The organism is Calothrix sp. NIES-3974 (assembly GCF_002368395.1).
Lineage (GTDB): Bacteria > Cyanobacteriota > Cyanobacteriia > Cyanobacteriales > Nostocaceae > NIES-3974.
This window is the reverse complement of record NZ_AP018254.1, coordinates 5232025-5253440: the sequence shown is the minus strand read 5'-3', so window position 1 is coordinate 5253440 and position 21416 is coordinate 5232025. Positions and strand designations below refer to the sequence as shown.

The 21416-nt window shown below is 41.6% G+C and carries 15 protein-coding genes and 1 other RNA gene; 10 read left to right on the top strand and 6 right to left on the bottom strand.

From position 1 onward, the window contains the following. Positions 1-34 precede the first annotated feature (34 nt). The gene (locus CDC37_RS20940) at positions 35-5182 is read left to right on the top strand and encodes an nSTAND1 domain-containing NTPase (RefSeq protein WP_096624791.1); all 5148 of its coding nucleotides are present in this window, start codon (positions 35-37) and stop codon (positions 5180-5182) included. A gap of 98 nt (positions 5183-5280) precedes the next feature. Here CDC37_RS20940 and CDC37_RS20935 read toward each other — a convergent pair whose 3' ends face one another. Both CDC37_RS20935 and CDC37_RS20930 read right to left on the bottom strand, forming a co-directional pair. Further along, positions 5281-5574: a chromosome segregation ATPase gene (locus CDC37_RS20935; RefSeq protein WP_096624789.1), complete on the bottom strand. Its 294-nt coding sequence runs from the start codon at positions 5572-5574 to the stop codon at positions 5281-5283. Between the two features lie 151 nt (positions 5575-5725). Further along, positions 5726-6046, bottom strand: coding sequence for a hypothetical protein (locus CDC37_RS20930; protein WP_096626483.1), 321 nt, complete (start codon positions 6044-6046; stop codon positions 5726-5728). Between the two features lie 683 nt (positions 6047-6729). Between CDC37_RS20930 and CDC37_RS20925 the strand changes: the two genes are divergently transcribed. From CDC37_RS20925 to ssrS, 4 genes are all read left to right on the top strand, one after another. Beyond that, a complete protein-coding gene (locus tag CDC37_RS20925; protein ID WP_096624787.1) occupies positions 6730-7716 on the top strand; it encodes a hypothetical protein in 987 nt (328 codons plus the stop codon). 506 nt (positions 7717-8222) lie between these two features. Further along, positions 8223-8714, top strand: a complete 492-nt coding sequence (locus tag CDC37_RS20920) for a pentapeptide repeat-containing protein (RefSeq protein WP_096624785.1) — start codon at positions 8223-8225, stop codon at positions 8712-8714. Continuing rightward, a complete protein-coding gene (locus tag CDC37_RS20915) occupies positions 8711-9934 on the top strand; it encodes a 5-(carboxyamino)imidazole ribonucleotide synthase (protein WP_096624783.1) in 1224 nt (407 codons plus the stop codon). Before CDC37_RS20920 ends, CDC37_RS20915 begins: the two co-directional genes overlap by 4 nt. A gap of 55 nt (positions 9935-9989) precedes the next feature. Next, a non-coding RNA gene (gene ssrS / locus CDC37_RS20910) (6S RNA) lies at positions 9990-10173 on the top strand. Between the two features lie 57 nt (positions 10174-10230). Here ssrS and CDC37_RS20905 read toward each other — a convergent pair. Further along, positions 10231-10593 (bottom strand): response regulator, encoded by a 363-nt coding sequence (locus CDC37_RS20905; protein WP_096624781.1) that lies wholly within the window; start codon positions 10591-10593, stop codon positions 10231-10233. Positions 10594-11306: 713 nt separating this feature from the next. After that, a complete protein-coding gene (locus tag CDC37_RS20900) occupies positions 11307-12734 on the bottom strand; it encodes a response regulator (protein WP_096624779.1) in 1428 nt (475 codons plus the stop codon). Between the two features lie 355 nt (positions 12735-13089). On the opposite strand from CDC37_RS20900, the gene CDC37_RS25600 reads away from it, so the two are divergent. The 4 genes from CDC37_RS25600 to CDC37_RS20885 all read left to right on the top strand — a co-directional run bounded on the left by CDC37_RS25600 (position 13090) and on the right by CDC37_RS20885 (position 17233). Continuing rightward, entirely contained in the window at positions 13090-13212 is a 123-nt protein-coding gene (locus CDC37_RS25600; protein ID WP_255408858.1) for a hypothetical protein, read from the top strand. A 159-nt stretch (positions 13213-13371) separates the two neighbouring features. Further along, positions 13372-14046 carry a vWA domain-containing protein gene (locus tag CDC37_RS20895; RefSeq protein WP_096624777.1) on the top strand — a complete coding sequence of 225 codons (675 nt, stop codon included), beginning with the start codon at positions 13372-13374 and terminating at the stop codon, positions 14044-14046. Between the two features lie 49 nt (positions 14047-14095). Further along, on the top strand, positions 14096-14878 hold the full coding sequence (locus CDC37_RS20890; protein ID WP_096624775.1) for a PP2C family serine/threonine-protein phosphatase: 783 nt from the start codon (positions 14096-14098) through the stop codon (positions 14876-14878). 159 nt (positions 14879-15037) lie between these two features. Continuing rightward, entirely contained in the window at positions 15038-17233 is a 2196-nt protein-coding gene (locus CDC37_RS20885; RefSeq protein WP_096624773.1) for a tetratricopeptide repeat protein, read from the top strand. Between the two features lie 628 nt (positions 17234-17861). On the opposite strand, the gene CDC37_RS20880 is transcribed toward CDC37_RS20885, so the two are convergent. Together CDC37_RS20880 and psb34 are read right to left on the bottom strand one after the other, a co-directional pair. Continuing rightward, positions 17862-20054, bottom strand: coding sequence for a tetratricopeptide repeat protein (locus tag CDC37_RS20880; protein WP_096624771.1), 2193 nt, complete (start codon positions 20052-20054; stop codon positions 17862-17864). A 396-nt stretch (positions 20055-20450) separates the two neighbouring features. Next, positions 20451-20630: a photosystem II assembly protein Psb34 gene (psb34, locus tag CDC37_RS20875; RefSeq protein WP_096624769.1), complete on the bottom strand. Its 180-nt coding sequence runs from the start codon at positions 20628-20630 to the stop codon at positions 20451-20453. A 195-nt stretch (positions 20631-20825) separates the two neighbouring features. On the opposite strand from psb34, the gene tadA reads away from it, so the two are divergent. Continuing rightward, on the top strand, positions 20826-21317 hold the full coding sequence (gene tadA, locus CDC37_RS20870; RefSeq protein WP_096624767.1) for a tRNA adenosine(34) deaminase TadA: 492 nt from the start codon (positions 20826-20828) through the stop codon (positions 21315-21317). Positions 21318-21416 lie beyond the last annotated feature (99 nt).

The following is a 21416-nucleotide window of genomic DNA, read 5'->3' as shown; positions in this document are numbered from 1 at the left end:
CAGATTTTAAATTATAAAATAAGAGGTTGGTCAAATGTCCCCCTTTGGTATTGCCACCAGTCGTTCAATTGAAGTCAACAAAACTCATGCTGCAAGATTATGGGTAGTATTGATTGGTGTGAATAAATACCGAGATAAATCCTTGTCTTCGCTACGTTATTCAGCAATTGATTGTCAAGGATTAGGGGAAGCATTAAGGGATGCAGGGGAGTATTTTAGCCAAACCCATTTTAAAATCCACCATGATTTTGCAACCAAATCACCAACTTTAGCTAATATTCGCTCCAGTTTAGAAGAAGTAGTAAATGCAGCAAAATCAAAAGATACTGTTTTGTTTTATTTTTCTGGACATGGAATCTTAGGTCCGAATCACGAAGCTTTCCTATGTTTGCATGATACAGATACCCAGAATTTAGAATCTACAGGTTTAAGTATATCCACAGTTTTAAGTTTATTGGCTAATTGTGCGGCTCAAAATAAACTAATTGTGTTAGATGCTTGTCATAGTGGTGGGATGAGTTTACGGCATCAAAATTCTGCTATTTCTGAAAATATTACGCCTCAGTTAGTTAGTGTTTTACAACAAAGCGCTGCTAGTGGTCAAGGATTTTATGCTTTACTTTCCTGTGATAATAATCAGCAATCCTGGGAATTCAATGAACTAGGTCATGGAGTATTTACCTATTATTTAATGCAGGGATTAAGGGGTGGTGCAGCTAATAGCCAAGGTTTGATTTATGTCGATAATTTATATAAATATGTATATTATCAAACCCTACAATATATAGATAAATATAATCAGCAAATTCGCTTAATAAATCAGCAAAATCAAAGTAGAGGTTTTACTGATTTGCTCGCTGAATATACTTTACAAACCCCGAAACGAATCGTTGAAGGTATTGGTGAATTAATTATTGGCAAAAAACCGGAAGATGAACGAGGTAGTGACTACCGTCGTCTCGGTGTTGTTGTCGATGGGCTGTTGCAAACAAAAACCTGCTTGGACATTAGTAAAATTCTCCGAAATCAAGGTGATTTTGAACTAGAATATTTACCGGCAGCAAAATCAGGTGTCAGCGCAATTAAAACCAGTTTAGTTAACTGTTTAAACGCCAAGGCAACAGAAACAGTTTTAATTTATTTGCGGGGTATAATTGCAAAAACCGATGAATGGGAAGGATTTATCTTCGGGGAACATATTCGGATTAAACGCTCCTGGTTAAAACAACAATTACAGCGCTGTCCAGCCAAACAGATAGTGATTATCGATTGTATTAGCCATTCAGAAAGTTCAATATCCCTAGCTGCATGGATGCAAGAATTACATACTAATTCTCCCCAAGGACAATGTTTAATTGCTTGTGTGAATCCGCATTCGGAGTCAGAGATTTTTTCCCAAGTTTTACTGGAAACCTTAAATAGCCATCATCAAAATCATGGTTTATCAGCCGCTGGTTGGATATCTCAACTGAAATTGTGTCTCGCGGGGAGTGATATACCTCTATATTTATGGCTTTCTGGTGCACAGGGAATTATTGAAATATTACCCGTACAAACCCATCTGCATAAACAAAAAACGAGCAAGGATTTAGGTGTTTGTCCCTATATGGGATTAAATGCGTTTACAGAACAGGATTCTTTATATTTTTATGGTCGAGAAGCCCTGATTCAAGAGATAGTTCATCACATTAGTAATCAACCATTTTTAGCCCTAGTAGGTGCTTCAGGAAGTGGTAAATCTTCAGTCATTCAAGCTGGAGTAATCCCGGTTTTACGTCAAGGGAAACAAATACCCGATAGTCAAAATTGGGTGATAAGAAAAATGCGTCCCGGTGTGAATCCGTTGATGAGTTTAGCTCAGGTATTAGGAGAAAATAATCAGTCCCAGATGAAACTATCTGCGGAGCAAATTGAAGGTATTGTTTATCAAGGTAGTGAAAATTTTGTCTATTGGCTGCGTCTTTGTCCCGAACCAATGTTGGTGTTGATCATCGATCAATTTGAGGAAATATTCACCTTAGCTAGTGGAAAAGAACGGGAAGAATTTTTAAAATTGATTTTTGCAGCTTTAGAATTTGCCCCAGATAGATTTAAAGTTGTCATCACCTTACGGGCTGATTTTATCGCCGCCTGTTTAGAACAGGAAAAACTAGCGATCGCTCTGCGAAATTATACCATTTTAGTGCCGCCCCATTTAAGTTTAGATAATTATCGTCGAGTCATAGTTAATCCTGCACAACAGGTTGGTTTGCAAATTGAACCGGAGTTAGTGGAAGTTCTCCTGCGGGAGTTAAACCATTCAGTGGCAGACTTACCATTGTTAGAGTTTGTGTTAGAGCAACTGTGGCAATATCGCGTCAATGGACGGTTAACCCTGGATGCATATCAAGAAAAATTAGGGGGGATTCAAGGCGCTTTAGAAAGGTCTTCCCAAGCTGTATATGATAGCTTAAATCCGCAAATGCAAGCCTGTGCTAAGTGGATTTTTCTCGCATTAACCCAACTAGGAGAAGGTACGGAAGATACCCGCAGACGGGTGTATAAATCGGAATTAATTGTGGCGAAATATCCGACTGATTTAGTGGAAAAAACCCTCAAGGTTTTAACTGATGCCAAATTAGTTGTGATGGGTGTGGAAGACAAGGAAAAAATTACCGGAATGGGTAAGGGTGTAAGTGAAAATCATCTCCATAACCTATTTAGTTCGCATCAGGTGACAGTCGAAGTTGCTCACGAAATTCTGATTCGTCACTGGTCTACCTTACGTTGGTGGTTAGAAGAAAATCGTTCCCGTTTACGAGTGCAGCGTCAAATAGAAGAATCTGCCCAATTATGGTTAGAAAATAATTGTTGTCCAGATTTTTTATTACAGGGTGTCAGACTTGCGGAAGCGGAAGATATATATATTAACTATACAGACGAATTAGCAACGGATACACAGAAATTCATCGCAGCTTGTTTAGAAGCAAGACAATTACAACAATTACAGGTGAAACGACGATTACGGATGACCCAAATTGCCGTCGTCGTCATGGGTAGTTTAGGTCTAATAGCTTGTGGATTAGCAGGTTTTGCCTATCAACAAAGTCAAAAAACAAAATTAGAAGAAATTAAAACCTTAAATTCCTTGGCAGAAAATTATCTCCTCTCCCATAAACAACTTGATGGCTTAGTTACAGCGATGAAAGCAGCTAAAAAAATCCGCAGTCAGGTGAATTGGTGGGGATGGGATCACGTAAATCAAATGGAAGCACAACTGCGTACAGAAAAAAATCTGAATCAAGCGGTGGTTGATATTATGGAAAGTAACCGCTTATCAGGACATAACAGCCTAGTTATGTCAGCTAAATTTAGCCAAGATGGACAAACAATTGCTACTACTAGCGCCGATAAAACTATTAAAATTTGGCAAGCCAATGGTAAGCTTTTAAAAACCTTAGTTGGTCATCAAGATACAGTTAATGATGTGGATTTTAGTCCTGATGGTCATCTAATAGCTTCTGGAAGTGAGGATAATACTATCAAACTATGGCGACCAGATGGTACTTTAATCACAAGTATTAATGCCCATAGTGCGCCCGTATTAGCGGTAAAATTTACCAAAAATGGGGAAGAATTAATTTCCGCAAGTAGAGATTTAAGCCTGAAATTCTGGAATCAACAAGGTCAACATTTACGAACTCTATCTGCGGAGAATCTGGGGATTACGGATATACCCCAAGCTTTTCATCTGACTGCGGATGGAACAACCCTGATTTTGGCAATGCCAAAGGGGGAAATTATCTTTGTGAATATGCAGGGGGAGAAAATTCAGACATTTCAACTACCCCAACAAGATATGGATGAAAATGCGAAAATCAGTGCGATCGCATTTAGTCCTAATCGTCAAACCCTAGCAGTGGCAAATACCCAGGGTAGGGTGTTAATTCTCGATCGGGATGGCAAAGTTGTATATCGATTTCAAGACCACAGTGCTAAAGTAACCCGTTTGACCTATTCCCCAAATAGCCAAATTCTGGTTTCTAGCAGTACCGATAACACCATTAAAATTTGGGGTTTAGACGGAACATTATTGCAAACTTTAGCTGGACACGGACGGACAATTAACTATGTGGCTTTTTCTCCCGATGGTCAAACTTTTGTTAGTGCTAGTGATGACAAAACCGTCAGATTATGGCAATTAAATAATATCATTCCCCTCAGTTTACGCGGTCATGAAAGAGACGTAGTAGACATTGCCTTGAGTCCTGATGGTAACTATTTTATCTCAGCTAGTGCCGACGGAACATTGATTTTGTGGCATAAATCTGGGAAAATTTTACATAAATTTACCGGTCATCAACAAGAAATTAATAAAGTAGTATTTTCCCCTGACCAGCAAACTATTGCTTCCGTAAGTGTTGATAATACTATCAAGCTTTGGCGACCGAATGGTAATTTAATCAAAACCATTCCTTTGGAAACAGATTGGTACAGTAATCTTACCTTTTCTCCCGATGGTAAAACTTTAGTTTATACCAATACAGATAATACCATTAAACTTTGGCATCAAACCACTAATAAAATTCACACCTTATCAGGACACAACTATTGGGTGACAAGCCTCAGTTATTCCCCAGATGGTCAAATTCTGGCTTCTGCAAGCGCAGATCAAACTATCAAATTATGGAATCCCCAAGGTAATCTCATTAAAACCATACCAGCCCATGATGCTTTAATTTGGCATGTCATTTTTTCTCCTGCTGGCAACTTGTTGGCATCGGCAAGCCATGATGGTAAAATCAAAATTTGGAGTCGCAACGGGGAACTAATCAGAACAATTAATGCCCATAACCACGAAGTAAACAAAATTAGTTTTTCTCCCAATGGCGAATATATTGCTTCTGCATCCGATGACCAAACCATCAAAGTATGGACGACCCATACCGGTCAACTGGTGAAAACTTTAACTGGCCATAATAGTAATGTGCGCAGTGTGACTTTTAGTCCCGATGGCAAATATATAGTTTCTGGAGATTCTGATAATCTGATTAAAATTTGGAATTTTACCAGCCTTGCATCCTCAAAATTAGATTTTGACTCTTTGTTTAAGCGGGGATGTAAATGGCTTCATAACTACCTGGAAAATCATCCCAATTTATCCGCAGAAGAACGCTATATTTGTCAAGGGGGAAATAGATAATTTTGGCATCTAGAGACGTAATATATTGTGTGTTTGTAGTGTAGAGACGTAATATATTACGTCTCTACATGCTGTTGTATTTTTTTGGCAAATTGCTATTACAACATCCGATTCACGGCTTCCAAGGGAATCGGCTTACGTTGAATATTTAAAAATGTATCGATATTTTTGAGATGACTAACAGCTTCGTGGTAATTACTCAAATTGACTAAAACATTATCTTCATACATTGAATCGACTGGCTTTTCAACGCCAAGAATCAATTCTTCGAGATGATTTTTTGCTATCATCAAATCCAAGTATTTGAGGAAAATATCCCGTTTTTTCATCTTCACACTGACTAGATACCATGTTCCAGATGTAATTTTTTCCATATTCAGCCATTTAGTCATCACTGCAATACTTTGCTATTATAGTTTGCTTTTCCTTGACAGATGAATTTTCAGCCGCAGAAAACGGAATTAAAATCAAAAATGCTGCCCTTTTCGAGCAGCATTTTTCAGATATGGAAACATGATGGCTATCAATCGTACAATCGCAACTTTAAATATCTTCCAATTCCAACTGTGCAGCTGTCACCGCATCAAATGCAAAGGCTATAATCATCGGCATCGGACATTTAAATATGTAGGTGGAAATTATCGCCACCAATGTCCCGATGACTGCTGATATCGACCAAAACTTTTCTTCAAACGTCATTCCTCGCTCTGCTTTAATTATATGTAATACTTGAGCCGGAATCGGTTCTGGCATGACTGCACCTGGAGGAAATGCCCAGTAATTGTTGCTGCGCTCAATAAACAGGTCTGTCCAACCATTATCTAGACACCATTCTTCAATCCAGCGATCGCAATAATGCTTCATAGGAGTCTGGAAAATAGGAATTTGCATCGAGTTTAGATCCAAAAAAAAAAAACTTATTGCACTTACCAAGAATTTGCCTAATTTCTGTCTACTCAAACCAGTCATGATTCCTGTATATATTTAATTCACAATGTAAACAAATATTAAGACAATTTCTTTAGCTGGTTGTGCGATTGATTGATAGATACAGTAATCATTCAAGTATACATATCCACATTATCAGTAAAACTCGATGGATGACAGCAAATGAAAATAAACTTTACTTAAGACTGGGGTTAGATTACAAATAATTAATACCCATTCGTGGTGATTCAACGTACAGACGCGATATATCGCGTCTCTCCCTACTCCCCATTCACCTATTTTCCAGGGAGAAAGAAAATCAAGTATTGACCCTAAAACAGATAAATTTCTCATGATAAATCCGTAAATAGAATTGTCAAGCTGAAATTTGATATTTTTGGTTAAATATTGATTGGATTTACTTAATTTTGAGCTTGATTAAACATTACCAAAACATAATTTAACAGGTATACAATGCAAGCCAGTTAAGCCATTCGGTATCGCTTAACTGGGAAAAATGCTTATATCGGCAAATTTTCAATTTGCCCACAATCATATTTTCTCTTCATAGTTACCTAGGGAAAATCTTCCCCGCAATCAAATTATCAACATTAATTATTATGGCTGACAAAAAAAAGCTTGTATCTACCGCTTCTAATCCAGCTTTAGCCAATCCGGTTTTGATTCAAAGTCGATTTGGCAACCAAGGTAATTTTGAACTGGTTGTACCCGCTACCAATGGCGGATTTGCATTTTATTGGCGGGACAACGACAACGAAAACCTTCCTTGGCAGGGACCGATTTTAGTGGCACAAGAAGTTGGTAAAATTGATGCCATGACCATGATTCAAAGTAACTTTGGTCATGTGGGTAATTTAGAAGTAATCGCGCGAATTGGAGAGAAATTAGCCTTTTTCTGGCGTGATTGCGAAGTTGAACCCCAATGGCATGGTCCTTTCTTTTTTGATGCTATGCCTGCCTGTGGTAATCCGGTCTTGATTCAAAGTCGATTTGGCAACCAGGGTAATTTTGAATTGGTTGTACCCGTTGTGGATGGCGGCTTTGCATTTTATTGGCGGGACAACGACGACGAAAACCTCCCTTGGCAAGGACCTGTATTAGTAGCAAAAGAAGTTGGTCAAATTGATGCCATGACCATGATTCAAAGTAACTTTGGTCATGTGGGTAATTTAGAAGTAATCGCGCGAATTGGAGAGAAATTAGCCTTTTTCTGGCGTGATTGCGAAGTTGAACCCCAATGGCATGGTCCTTTCTTTTTTGATGCTATGCCTGCCTGTGGTAATCCGGTCTTGATTCAAAGTCGATTTGGCAACCAGGGTAATTTTGAATTGGTTGTACCCGTTGTGGATGGCGGCTTTGCATTTTATTGGCGGGACAACGACGACGAAAACCTCCCTTGGCAAGGACCTGTATTAGTAGCAAAAGAAGTTGGTCAAATTGATGCCATGACCATGATTCAAAGTAACTTTGGTCATGTGGGTAATTTAGAAGTAATCGCGCGAATTGGAGAGAAATTAGCCTTTTTCTGGCGTGATTGCGAAGTTGAACCCCAATGGCATGGTCCTTTCTGGATTGATGCAGTATAGATAGGGATAGTGCCAATACGGTTGTTAAAGATAACTGTAGGTTGGGTTGAGGCTTTACGTAGACTGTTGATTTTGTGGAAATTTACCCATAAGTTCCCACAGTTTTTGTGATGATCTCGTCCCGATGCTCCGCGTAGGGATGCATTCCACGAGGGCTACTGCCTCAAATTAGGAAGCAGAGCTTCCCTATATGTATCAACAGCCGGAGTATTAGAACAAGTTTTTTGTCACGGTTTGTACATAAATTTGCGACCCCAAAAAAGGCGGTACACAGCCTAGGCTCTGCCTCTACATTCTTTAACCCAACCTACCCAATAATCAGGCTTTTAAGTCTAACTGAACTGTATTGGGGATAGTGCTGAACTGACCTAAGTTTAACCACTCAAAATTTTTGAACCATTGACTCAACCATTCTCTATCCAAAGGATGGTTTTTTTTGTGACGACCCATAATGGTATAAGCTGTAATAGTTAGGTAAAAACACAGAGTTCTTTTTGATTCCTCATATGCATTGGCGGCAATTGACAGTATTGCTAGTAATATTATTCATGGTGGTATGTTGGCCATTAGCAGCTTTAGCCGATTGGACCCATCCGCTATCCTTTAGTAATGCCGAATTGAGTCGTAGAGATTTTTCGGGGCAAGAACTACAAGCGGCAGAATTTTCCAATGCAAATTTAGAATTTGTGAACTTCCGAAACGCCGATTTAAGGGGAGCGATTTTAAGTGCTTCGGTAATGACAAATGCAACGCTACAGTCGGTCGATTTGACGAATGCGATGGTCGATCAAGTAAACTTAACAGGGGCGGATTTGCGCGATGCCATTTTTCGGGAAGCTTTGCTATTGCGAGCAATTTTTACTAATACAGTCATAGAAGGCGCTGACTTTACCGATGCAATTTTAGATGGAGCGCAAATTCGAGAACTTTGCCAAATAGCTAGTGGCATAAATTCTCAAACAGGTGTTCAAACTCGTGATTCTCTTGGGTGCAAATGAAGCGCGTAGGTGTAATAGGTGGCGGACAACTCGCCTGGATGATGGGTGGTGCAGCACAGAAATTGGGTCTGCAACTGGTGGTGCAAACGCCGAATGTGGAAGACCCAGCGGTGGCGATCGCAGCATCGCAGCAATGTTCCCATGTCCCTGTTTCCGTTGGTGGAAATGGTAATGGGAATGGTAATGGTCGTATCGCTAAGGATTTTCTGGTGCAAGCGCGAGTTGATGACGCGATGGGGACGGTGGAATTGGCAAAAAAAAGCGATGTGATTACCTTTGAAAATGAGTTTGTTGACCTGGAAGCCTTGACTAGTTTAGCCGAGCGAGGTGTGTGTTTTCGTCCCCGTTTGGAAGCTTTGGCTCCTCTTTTAGATAAATTCCATCAACGTCAGTATCTCCATGATTTAGGTATTCCCGTCCCCCAATTTATCGCCCTAGATCCTGATGATGTGGACAATGATGCCGTTCTCGGACAGTTTGGTTTTCCAGTTGTCCTCAAAGCCCGTCGGCATGGGTATGATGGTCAGGGAACCCATATCGCTCAAAGTTTAGAAGAACTGCGAGAAATTCTCCACCGCTACCCCTTTGGAGCAACGACCTATCTCTTGGAAAGCTTTGTCCCCTTTGAACGGGAATTGGCAGTGATTGCGGCTCGTTCTGTTAATGGCGAAGTTGTCATCTATCCAGTGGTAGAAACTAAGCAAATTAAACAGGTTTGTCGCTGGGTAATTGTTCCTGCTGACATTGAAGCACAAATGACGGCAGAAATTAACCACATCGCGACTCAGATACTAGAAAGTCTAGATGTGGTGGGTGTGTTTGGAATTGAATTATTCTTGACCCAGGAGCATCTGGTTTTAGTGAACGAAATAGCTCCTCGAACCCATAATTCGGGGCATTTTTCCCTCGATGCCTGTGAAACCTCCCAATTTGAACAGCATTTACGGGCTGTGTGCGGTTTACCCCTGGGAAATTGTACCTTACTTTCTCCTGGCGCAGTCATGGTTAATTTGCTAGGATATGAAAATTCCCACAGCGACTATCAAGAAAAACGCAACCAAATTGCTCAGATTGCCAATGCCCATATCCATTGGTATTCTAAGAGTGTATCCCGTCCCGGTCGCAAGTTAGGACATGTAACAGTTCTATTGCCACAAGCAGATAGAGATAATGCGATCGCGGTTGCTCAAGAAATTGAAGCTATTTGGTATCCAAAGTAAAAAAATGTTGGTCAACCACATACCCAACATAATTTTTGCAGGCTATAATGGGGATGTTCGGCTGCGACGTTGGTGACTGCCATCAAGTTTTTTGATCTATGCTTGAAAAATAAGGGAACCAATCGTCCTCGTGGCAGTAGACCGAGCTTAGTACTCGGAAACTTTAAACGAGTTGACATCAATTCCCACCTGGTTTAACCAGGTCATAAACTTAGGTAAAACGGCGTTGCGGTGAACAAAATAATTTGCTCCCAGTTCATTTTCTGACTAGGGAGCTTTTAATTTTTGGGAGTTTACTAAAACCCTAATAACCTGAGCGTCCGCAACAAATCCTGTTTGGTAAAGGGTTTAGTGAGGTATGCGGATGCACCTTGACGCATTCCCCAGATGCGGTCAATTTCACCATTTTTAGAGCTACAAATAATAATATGGGATTTTTGGGTTTTTGGCTCACGCTTGAGTTTACGACATAATTCAAACCCACTCATTCCTGGCATGACCACATCGGTAATAATTACATCAGGTTGGTAGATCATCGCTTTGGCAAATCCGTCTTTGGGGTCAACGGCTTTGATTGCCATATACCCACTTTCCTGTAAATAACAATTAATTAATTCCAACTGGGAAATCGTATCATCGATAATTAATACTGTTGGCATCAATGTATTCTCCTCACCATCCACACTAGTAAATATTTTCAGGACATAGCTTTTTCAAGACATATTCACAACGAAACCAGCAAAATTTTGACACGCAAAATAGAGCTAATTGCTCGCTGCTATCAGCCCAGAAATAATATCAAATCTGACTACTTTGATATTTAATTTGTGTTTTTTCTCGGCTAGAAATCGCTCAATGCTTTTTCTAGATCAAACAAGACCATAGGGAACAATTTGGGAGCATCCCCAATATGTAAAAAAATATGTTTTTACATATTTTTTCATTGCGTAGACGCGTAGCGGCTTCTTGCAAAGTAGCGATCGCAAAATCCATCACTCAGAATGAGTCCATCGATTGCTGAAGGCCATACTTCCTAATAGAAGGCCATCTAATACAATAATCAGATTATTCTGTTACTGAGTAATAAAACCTAGAACGCACCAACAGTTTTACCGGAAATATAAGCCTGAAAAGCTTATAAAATAATACTTTTCATGTAATTTAGCGGACTCTAAGTTGGTCAGAGTTGATACTCCTAGCACAGTGTCTCTTGGAGATGGGAAGGAACTACACTTCTGCATTCTAGATGTATTAGATGTAGCCTCGCAGTCACGATGTAATCTGTATTTTCCTTCTGGTGTACGCAGTACATGACCACTACTCCCTATTCCCTTTACAGACGACCCGTCGGGTTTTCTCTACTCCCTACTCCCTAAGCAAGATGCATAAATACTATTTTCAATAACTCTGCCCTAGTAAATGGTTTAGTTAAATATCCAGATGCACCAACTAATCTAGCTTTAACTTTGTCGATTAAGCCCTTATTTCCCGTCACCATAATAATAGGTATTTTCTTGAACATAGAGTTATTCCGAATAATTCGACATAACTCATACCCATCTATACCATCCATGTTTAAGTCCAATAAAATCAAGTCTGGCTTGTTACGAATAATTGACATGACGGCTTTTACTGGGTCGTTAATTGCTACCACTGCAAAATTCTCTTGTTCTAAGAAACGACTGATTTCTCGCAAGACTGTGGGACTGTCATCGACGGAGACGATTTTATAGATTTTTTTGCTCGGTGGGTTAGTTGGTAGTGCTGAGTTGGACTTGACGGGTGGAGATGGTGGTTGGGAAATATGGCTAGATGTCACCGGGGGAAGGGGATGGGTCGCAGTTTCGTTCAGGAGTGGTAAACCGGAGGTTTTGCGCTCTGGATATCGCACTGCTGGGGAAATTAAACTGGGACTAGTGCTGTTTTCGCTGATGCTTGCTTTTGCGGTTGGGGTTGGTACTGTTTCCCCTGGGGTAGATCGGGTTTGTGGTTGGGGTATTTTTGGCAGTAAATCAAAGGGAGGATCTGGTTCGTGTAAGATAATTTCACCATTGAGGATATAGGGGATTAGATTACGCACCATTTGCATTTCTTCCTGGTTCATAATTACTGCCAGGTGACGCAAACTAAAGCCTTTCATCCAGACTGCTAAATTTTGTTGAATTTGCGGCGAATTAGTTTGATTGGTTAACTCTGGAACCCGTAAATAGGGACGCTGATAAGGTGAATTAATGTAGGGTGCAAAGCTTTGCCAAGCAAGATTTTTTTTCTGACAAATATCAATGATTTTTTCTGTGTCAATGCGACAAATAATTGGTAATTTCTCCGATGGGGAAATGAGTCTATATTTGCCTTCTGTAATTAATAATAAAGATTCTAAAACTTCTTTGACTAATTCTTGAATCAAAATCGCTGCTTGGGTCGGATTTAGATGTCTTTCACTCACCAACCAACAAATGGCTTGATATTCTGGGGGGTGTTGACTTAGGGGAGGGAACTCTGCTACCAATAAAGGCGTAGTCGGTATGGGTTCGGCTTCCGTTTCAAACATCATTCGCATTTGGGTGCGAATCTGGTTGTCCAGGTGGGGGATTTGGGAACTCAAACGACGCAGGTGGCGTTCTAGGCGATCAAAGGGTTCTACTGAATGGGTGAGGTAGGTGATTTTGCCATTTTCCAGGAAAATTAACCAGACAATAGAATTACTTAACACCTGTACGCAGGTGCTGTCGTGACTACGTGCCAGGTGTTGTAGAAAACTAAGGGGTCTAAGCTTTGTAAAAGTGCCAAAAATATGCATATTACTGGGTAATTTCCGGGAATTTTAGCCAAAAAATTGTCGGATGAGCCTATCTGTAACCACTTTTCAGTCAGATATTCCTTTTTTCCGTATGTTTTGAAACACGAATATTAATCATGTTAATGCACCTATGTTACAGCGAGGTGTTAATTGTCCGTAGGTTTGATTGTTACATTTTGCAAAAAAGTATATATTTTGATGCATGAATAATTATGTATTTCCGAGTTAGAATTTATTCTGATTACAGCTATAGATTAGAAACCAACTATGTTGATTTTACTGAATATATATAGCTTCTACATGAAAATTTTAAAAAGTAATGTCTGCAAGAGGCACAATATATTGTATTCTATATATGCTGTGTATCAGAAAATATTGGGCGATCGCCATGTCAAATTTTCATCGGCGAACAATTAAAATTGTGACTCCAATGAAAGCAATTGAAAATTTAATTAAAAATCGGCAAGTTTCCGTTTAAATAAATTCTTGAATGAAGAGTATAAAGGCAACCACATTGTTTGCAACAGTGTAGTTAGAGCCAAGAACGAAAACCAATCACTCTGGATTTGCATTTGTTTTTCGTGATGGCAAGAATGACCCTGAGCATAGCTTCGACACAAATATAACACAAAAAGTTATGACCGATACATTAAAGCTAGATGAAGTTGTTGAGTTCGCCGAGAACCCGGAACCACGGTGTCCGTGTGTGTTGTTGCTGGACACATCAGGTTCCATGCAGGGAGATGCGATCGCGGCTTTAAATCAAGGCTTGGAAACCTTTAAAGAGGAGTTGACAAAAAATACCCTAGCATCACGAAGGGTAGAAGTGGCAATAGTCACCTTTGACAGTCAGGTACAGGTGGTGCAGGATTTTGTCACCGCAGACCAGTTCCAGCCGCCAGTATTAACAGCCCAAGGCTTAACAACAATGGGTGCAGGAATTCATAAAGCCCTAGATTTATTACAGGAGCGCAAAGCCCAATACCGCAGTCATGGGATTGCCTATTATCGACCGTGGGTATTCATGATTACCGATGGGGAACCCCAAGGGGAATTTGAAGACGTAATCGAGCAAGCAGCCCAGCGTTTGCACATGGATGAGACCAATAAACGAGTTGCATTTTTTAGCGTTGGTGTGGAAAATGCTAACATGGCTCGTTTAGGTCAGATCGGAGTGCGTACACCGTTAAAATTGAAAGGGTTAAATTTTGTGGAGATGTTTGTGTGGTTATCAGCCAGCATGTCGGCGGTTTCCCACTCCAAAGTAGATGATCAAGTAGCACTACCACCAATTGGCTGGGGTTCTGTCTAAACAGAAGTTTCGCAGGGAGGGTTCATTCTGGCGATGGGTAGTATATTTCATGAATACTTTTAAATCAATGCTTCATTGGCAAGTAGTTTCAGCCTCTGTCTGCGGTACAAGCCACGTGAAAAATCAGCAGTTGTGTCAAGACGCACACCACTGGCAAATTTTGGCTGATAATATTTTAGTCTGCGCTGTTGCCGATGGTGCAGGAAGTGCTACCTTTGGTAAAGTCGGAGCGATGGTCGCGGTGCAAACTGCGGTAGAAACAGTTGCAAATGCCGAAGAGGTCAATCGGCGCACCTTGGCAGAGGATAGGGTGGTGCGATCGCTATTAATGGATGCGGTGATAGCTGCCAAAGAATCGGTAGGACAGGAAGCGACAGCATGTCAGAGGTTGATGACAGATTACGCCTCAACATTGATCTTGGTAATTGCCACACCAGAGATGGTGGCGGTTGCCCAGATAGGTGATGGTGTAGCAGTTGTCAAGGACTATCAGGGAGATTTACTAGCGCTCACCCTACCCGATCATGGTGAGTACATCAATGAAACAGTATTTTTGACATCACCTCAAGCCTTCGATTCCTTACAATTACAGATATTACGCCAACCAATAGAAAATGTGGGTGTACTTACAGATGGGCTGCAAATGCTGGCGATAAATATGTCAATCCGCGCTCCCCACAAACCGTTCTTTTTTCCCCTATTCGATTTTATTGCCAATACGGAAGATCAGGTGGCAGCCAAAGAACAGTTAGCAAAATTTCTCAGTTCTGAGCGAATTAGCCAACGAACTGACGATGATTTGACCTTAGTGTTAGCGGCTTTAAAGGACTAAATTAATTGCCTTGTGTGCCGACATTACCCCAGTACTCGGCCAACCCGAAAATAGCGGGAATCGGAGAGTAGGTAGTGAGTGGGAAACATACTTACCCGGCTGACATTTCCTGGCTGCACTACCAAATTATTGTTCGCAAAATAGAAAATAAATCTTGCCATGCAGGTACTACGTAGTCTTCCCAATCAACAAAGCGTCCATCTCAACCTTTCCGTCAGCTTAGGACGAGGTGGAGAAGCCTGTGTATATACAGTACCGACTGATAGCAATCTCGTTGCTAAAATATATCACCATCCCACCGATTCCCACGCACGCAAACTCAAGGCCATGTTGGCCCATCCACCGGAAAATCCCACAGCCAGTTTAGGACACGTTTCCATTGCTTGGCCGGATGAATTATTAAAAGCCAGTGACGGTAGCGATCGCATAGTTGGTTTTTTAATGCCACGTATCCGGGGAATGCGACCAATTATCGATTTTTACAATCCCCGTACTCGTCGTCAACATTGTCCTTTATTTAACTACCAGTACTTATTGCGGACAGCAAGAAATTTAGCTGCCGCTTTTGCCGCTTTACACGCACGGGGTTATTGTGTTGGCGATGTCAACGAATCCAATATTTTAGTCAGTGATACGGCACTAGTAACATTAGTTGATACCGATTCCTTCCAAGTACCTGACCCCGAAGGGGATTTTGTTTATCGGTGTCCCGTAGGTAAACCCGAATTTACCCCACCAGAACTACAAAATAAAGTATTTGCCGACTGCGATCGCGCCATCACCCACGATTTATTTGGTTTAGGTGTACTGATTTTCCAATTATTAATGGAAGGAACCCATCCCTTTTCCGGGATATACCAAGGAATCGGTGAACCACCCCCCTACGAAGCACGGATTGCAGCTGGTCATTTTACCTATTCCCAAAAGCACCGCGTTCCCTACAAACCAACACCCGTCGCTCCCAGCTGGTCGGTGTTACACCCAGCCTTACAGGAACTATTCATTCGTTGCTTTGAAGTGGGACATGGCGACCCCTTGCAACGTCCAAGTGCAGCCACTTGGTTATTAACCCTGGGGGAAGTGGAAGAGCAACTTACCACCTGTGAGAAAAACCCCCAACACCGTTACAGTCGCCATTTAGACAAATGTCCCTGGTGTGAGCGGACAGTTCAATTAGGTGGACGAGACCCTTTCCCTTCCCCCCAAGCGATCGCAGCCAAGGAACACCTTAAGCCGCAAAAGAAAAGCCGCTCTCCTCGTCGGCGAACAGTCCCCCATCTTCCCGCTCCCCATCCCACCCCTTCCCCCTTACCCCTACGACGGTTGATTTATCCCCAAAACTTTGCCCCCCAAGCGATTCCCTACTATCAGCCAAAAAAACGACGCATCTATCCGTTTGTGTTTGCTTTGATTGTTTTTGGTTTGCTGGGTTATTTGGACTTATTAATTAAACTGACAAATCAACCATTTAATCCCATTAGTACCTATGCTCGGCAAATGATTCAGGTGGAGGAAGAGGATAAGCTCAGTTTTGATGAATATTATAAACAGGGCCATGCAGCCTATAAAATTCGTGATTACACCCAAGCGGTAGAAAAATTTACCAAAGCGATTCGTAAACGACCAGATTATGCCCGTGCTTACGTGAATCGTGCCAATGCCTACTACAACCTGAAGGAATACGAAGCATCCCTAGCCGATTACAATCAAGCCATCGTATTGAATCCCAACGAAGTCAAAGCCTATGTGAATCGTGGCAATGTGAGGATTATTTTAGCCGAATTGCGCAGCGACCCGGATAAATTATATAAGTTAGCAATTCAAGACTTTAACCATGCAATTAAACTAGACGATCGAGAAATTGAAGCCTATATTCGTCGCGGAATTGTCCGGATGCAAATAGCTCGCTATAGCGGGGAATCCCAAGTCGATTATCAAAAAGCGATCGCCGACTTTAACGAAGCCCTCAAGCGTGGACCATCAAGGGCTGAAGCCTATTTTCAAAGAGGTATGGTACGCTACCATATTGCCCAGTATAGCAGTGAATTTGAAGCCGAATATCGTCGTGCCCTTCAGGATTTTGACAGAGCGGTGAAAATTAATTCTCAGTTTGCCAGAGCTTATTTAAAACGGGGAATTGTGCGTTACGAATTATCTCAATACGGTGGGGAAGAATCGCGTAAACATAGCCTCAAAGCCATCGATGATCTACAACGAGCGGCAAAAATATCCCTAGAGCAAAAGGATATGGATAATTATCAACAAGCAATTAATAGCATTTGTGTCGTGATTGAAAATAAGTGTGATGCCGTAATTAATTTAATTAACGCCGTTGACAAAAAAATCTCAAATTAAGAGAATGTTGGTTAATTTGTAATTTGTAATAGCCTACGGCAACGCTTCGCGTACGTAATACCCGCTACGCGGGAAGCAAGCTACGTAATTCGTAATTTGTAATTATTACCCTATACTGGAAAGCAGGGGCTTGGAACCAGGGTGCTGCGATGGGTGTGTTTTCTATTGATAAATCAAGTTGCAATAGGGTTCAATTAAAGATAACTGTAGGTTGGGTTGAGGCTTTGCGTAGACTGTTAATTTTGTGGAAATTTACCCATAAGCTCACACAGTTTTTGTGATGATCTCGTCCCTATGCTCCGCGTGGGGACGCATTCTACGAGGGCTACAGCCTCAAATCAGGAAGCAGAGCTTCCCTATATGTATCAACAGCCGCAGTATTGGAACAAGTTTGTTGTCACGGTTTGTGCATGAATTTGCCACCCCAAAAAAGGCGGTACACAGCCCGAGCTCTGCCTCTACATTCTTCAACCTACCCAATAATCAGGCTTTTAAGTCTAACTGAACTGTATTGAATCAAGTTGCTCTAGACCTGAGTGAATTAATTTTTAATGTCGTCCGTATAAACTATTTCCGATTCCCTTACAGACGCGACATGTCGCGTCTCTCCCTACTTGTATTTCACGTACTAAATTTTCGGTAAAATCTCCGGTAGTAATTGTCCTGGAACTTTGGAAAGGGCCAAATTTTGTCCTTGAATCCCTAACTCGCTGTGGAAAGCTCGGACTGTTTTGACGATGTAGGTTATTGTGGCTTGGTAGGCATCCGGTTGTTTGCTTAAGCCGTTGAGAGCTTGCAGATGATTATCTAGGGACGATTCTAAATGCTGAGTGCGATCGCTTTTATCTCCCTGGTAGTAGGTATCTGTCACCAGTTGATAATGGGCTAATCCCAGATTATTATGGGTGGCAAAGACATCGAAACTTAAGGTCATTCCTTGGAGGGAATGGGCTAATCCTAACGCTTCTTGATAAGCGCTGATACATTTTTCCAGTAATTTATGTCGTTCTTCCTTACTGGTTTGGATTTGATTGGCTAAATGCCAAAATGCTGTTCCCAAATTATTTTGGGTTGCGGCACAGGCTGCTGGTAAAGTGGCTGGTGTACGGTATTTTAATGCTTCCCGATAGGCATCAATCGCCTTTTGCAGATTTTCCGGTGGTTGCTCATACTGGGCTAAGTTCCAATAGGCAGTACCAATGTTATTTTGAATCATCCCGTATTTGAGCGGTTCCTGAATTGGCGTATAGTACACCAGTGCCAAATTGTAGGCAGCGATCGCTTTTTTCAAATGTTCTACTGGTTGGTTATACTGGGCTAGATGCCAGTAGGCTGTACCTAAATTGTTTTGGCAAGCTGCGTACTTTAGCGGCTCCATTTCTGCCGTTCGGTAATGGAGTGCCTCCGTATAAGCAGACACAGCATTTTGCCAATTTTCCGCCGGATTATTAAACCTCGCTAAATCGCCAAAAGCCGTTCCTAAGTTATTATGGACTCTTGCGTAGGTTTCCGGATGGCTTTGTGGCGAAATTAACCGTAGCGCCAACTGATAAAATTCAATTCCCTGTTCAATATAGGATTGTCCCTCCTCCGAATTTGGGGGTGTACGGTACAACATCCAATATAAGGTTCCCAAATCGTTTAAAATATCAGGAATCTGGGGTGAAACTTCATCGAGGGTAATTGCCTCTTGATAGGCTATAATTGCCACCATCAAATGTTCCAGGGTTGCATGTCCTTGCTCAATTTGGTGACGGTAGAAATTACCTAAGTTTTGATAGGCTTGGGCTAAATCCACAGCCGAAGCATTATTGGCATGTAAAGCCTCAATTTCTGCCAATAACTGTTGCGGTGACTCATCCGTGATCTGTGATTCGGCGATCGCGGTGTCAATGGTGGCTAAAACCAGTTCCGTTAATTCTTTGGTAATCGGTGAACTATAGCTAGATTTCACCGGAGCAGGTGTGTTCTCTCTCTCCTGGGGGAAACCCTCCTCCTGGACCAATCCCACCGCTAAAATATCCCCATCTTCCCTTTTCCCAGGTGGTTCTGATGGGTGTCCCCGATTGACCAAACTCTCCTTGGGAAAATCAAAATCCTCCGTCGGAATCTGCTCCTCTAAAATATCCTGATCTAAGGTTTGTTCAAAATCCCCTAGATCAATACCCCTTGTCCCCGAAAAACGTTCCGGTGTTCCCCGACCCTGTACCATTGGTGTCGGTTCTCCCGCAAACACAAATACCCCCGTTCGACAGCGCCAAAATTGGGGAGCGGACTGCTGTATCGCGTGTAACCAAGGACGGGGAACCCACAGCAAGATACTTGATTCCAATACCCGCGCAGTTTCTGGACTTGCTAAACTCTGCTCACTCGACCGTAAATATTGCAAAAATAGACGCTGAATTGCCACTGGTTGGCGAGTTAACTGCTCCACCCCAACAATCTGAAACGCCGGAATTGGTAAGGCTTTTCCCGGTGTGTCCGCAGTTTTTCCCACCACCGGAGGTGGATAACTAATCAACCACTGATTAATTTGCCCAATCGGATGGGGATCACTCATATTCAGACGCAAAGTCACCAAGCGCGGGTAAGCTGGTGTACTTGCTTCATAGGCATTTGCCGGCTGATTTAAAACCTGACTCACTGGGTAGGCTAGTGTCGAATGTAACTTCGCAGCCACCTGATTACGGAGATTCAAATCATCACATACCGCTATAAAAATTTGTCGCCGTAACCCTAAACTCAGGGACAACTTTAAGCGGTGATATACCTGCTTATTCCAAGCAGAATTTTCTGGGTGTGCAGTATCATTTACGCTCATGGTGGCATCACCGCCAATACACTGTTTATCTGTATTTTGAACAAAGATTGGTGAACATTTCTACCTATCACATCGGTTTTCAAGCCTAAATTTATCTAGTCAGGACATTTTTTTATATCTGGCTAGATAATAAAGTGTATTATTATACTTGTATGGTATGTGATTTTAACAAAAATCAGGTTCCAACTTGATATCGGAACCTGATTGATGATAGCAATATCTGCAAGTATTTCCAGCTACATTTTATGCAAAAGAGTCAAGAAGGTGGGAATTGGCGATCGTGTAGCGGCTCCTTTGGAGCATCGCAGCCATAGAAAGAAGAGTAAACAGGAGCAAAAATTTAGATTTATCCCATCCCTATTTCACAAGCTTTCGCAGTTGAACACCTGTATTAATTTAGCCACCACTAGACACTAAAAATGCAACCCCTACCAAGCCACCGACAAGCACCGCAGTCCCAATACCCAAGATGAGAGTATTCCGTTTTTGACTCGCAGTCATTGCCTCCGCTTGATAAACCTTGGGTTCGCGAGCAAAGTTATTTAAACGTCCGCCTTCCTCTGTAGTGTATGGCATGATATTAAATCCCTTATTTGGTGACTTTGATCTCAATTATTTGCCTAATGTTACATGATTGCTTGCAGTACTCATAACTTTGTAGATGAATCGTTACATAAATAATGAACGGAAGATGGATATCTGACTGTGATACCAGACAACTGCAATCAACACCCAACTTCACCATCTCCCTACTCCCGAAAAAATAAAAAAATGTTAACTCAGTATTCAGAATATCTTATACATAGACAATGGATGAAACACGCTTTAGAATTAGCTAAATTTGCTGGCGATGCAGGTGATGTTCCCGTTGGTGCGGTTGTGATTGATGCAAACGGTAATTTGATTGCCGAAGGAGCAAATCGCAAAGAACGCGATCGCGATCCCACTGCTCACGCGGAAATTATCGCCCTCCGTACAGCAGCGCAAAGGTTAAAAACTTGGCGTTTACAACCGTGTACCCTCTATGTCACCCTGGAACCCTGTCCGATGTGTACAGGAGCAATCATCCAAGCTCGACTAGGACTTCTAGTTTATGGAGTCGATGACGCGAAAACTGGTGCGGTGAGGACTGTGGAGAATATTCCCGATAGTCTATTATCAAATCATAAGCTACGTGTCATCGGTGGCATCTTGGAAGATGAATGTCGGCAACAATTAAAAAATTGGTTTGCAAATCGGCGACATAGGGTAAATTACGAGTAAATTCAAGGACAGCATCCAAACTGTCCAGTTGCGGTTACAAAAATCAGGGAAGAAAATCTACGGTGTATCTAATCAAAGTTTTGATCACATATTATCCAC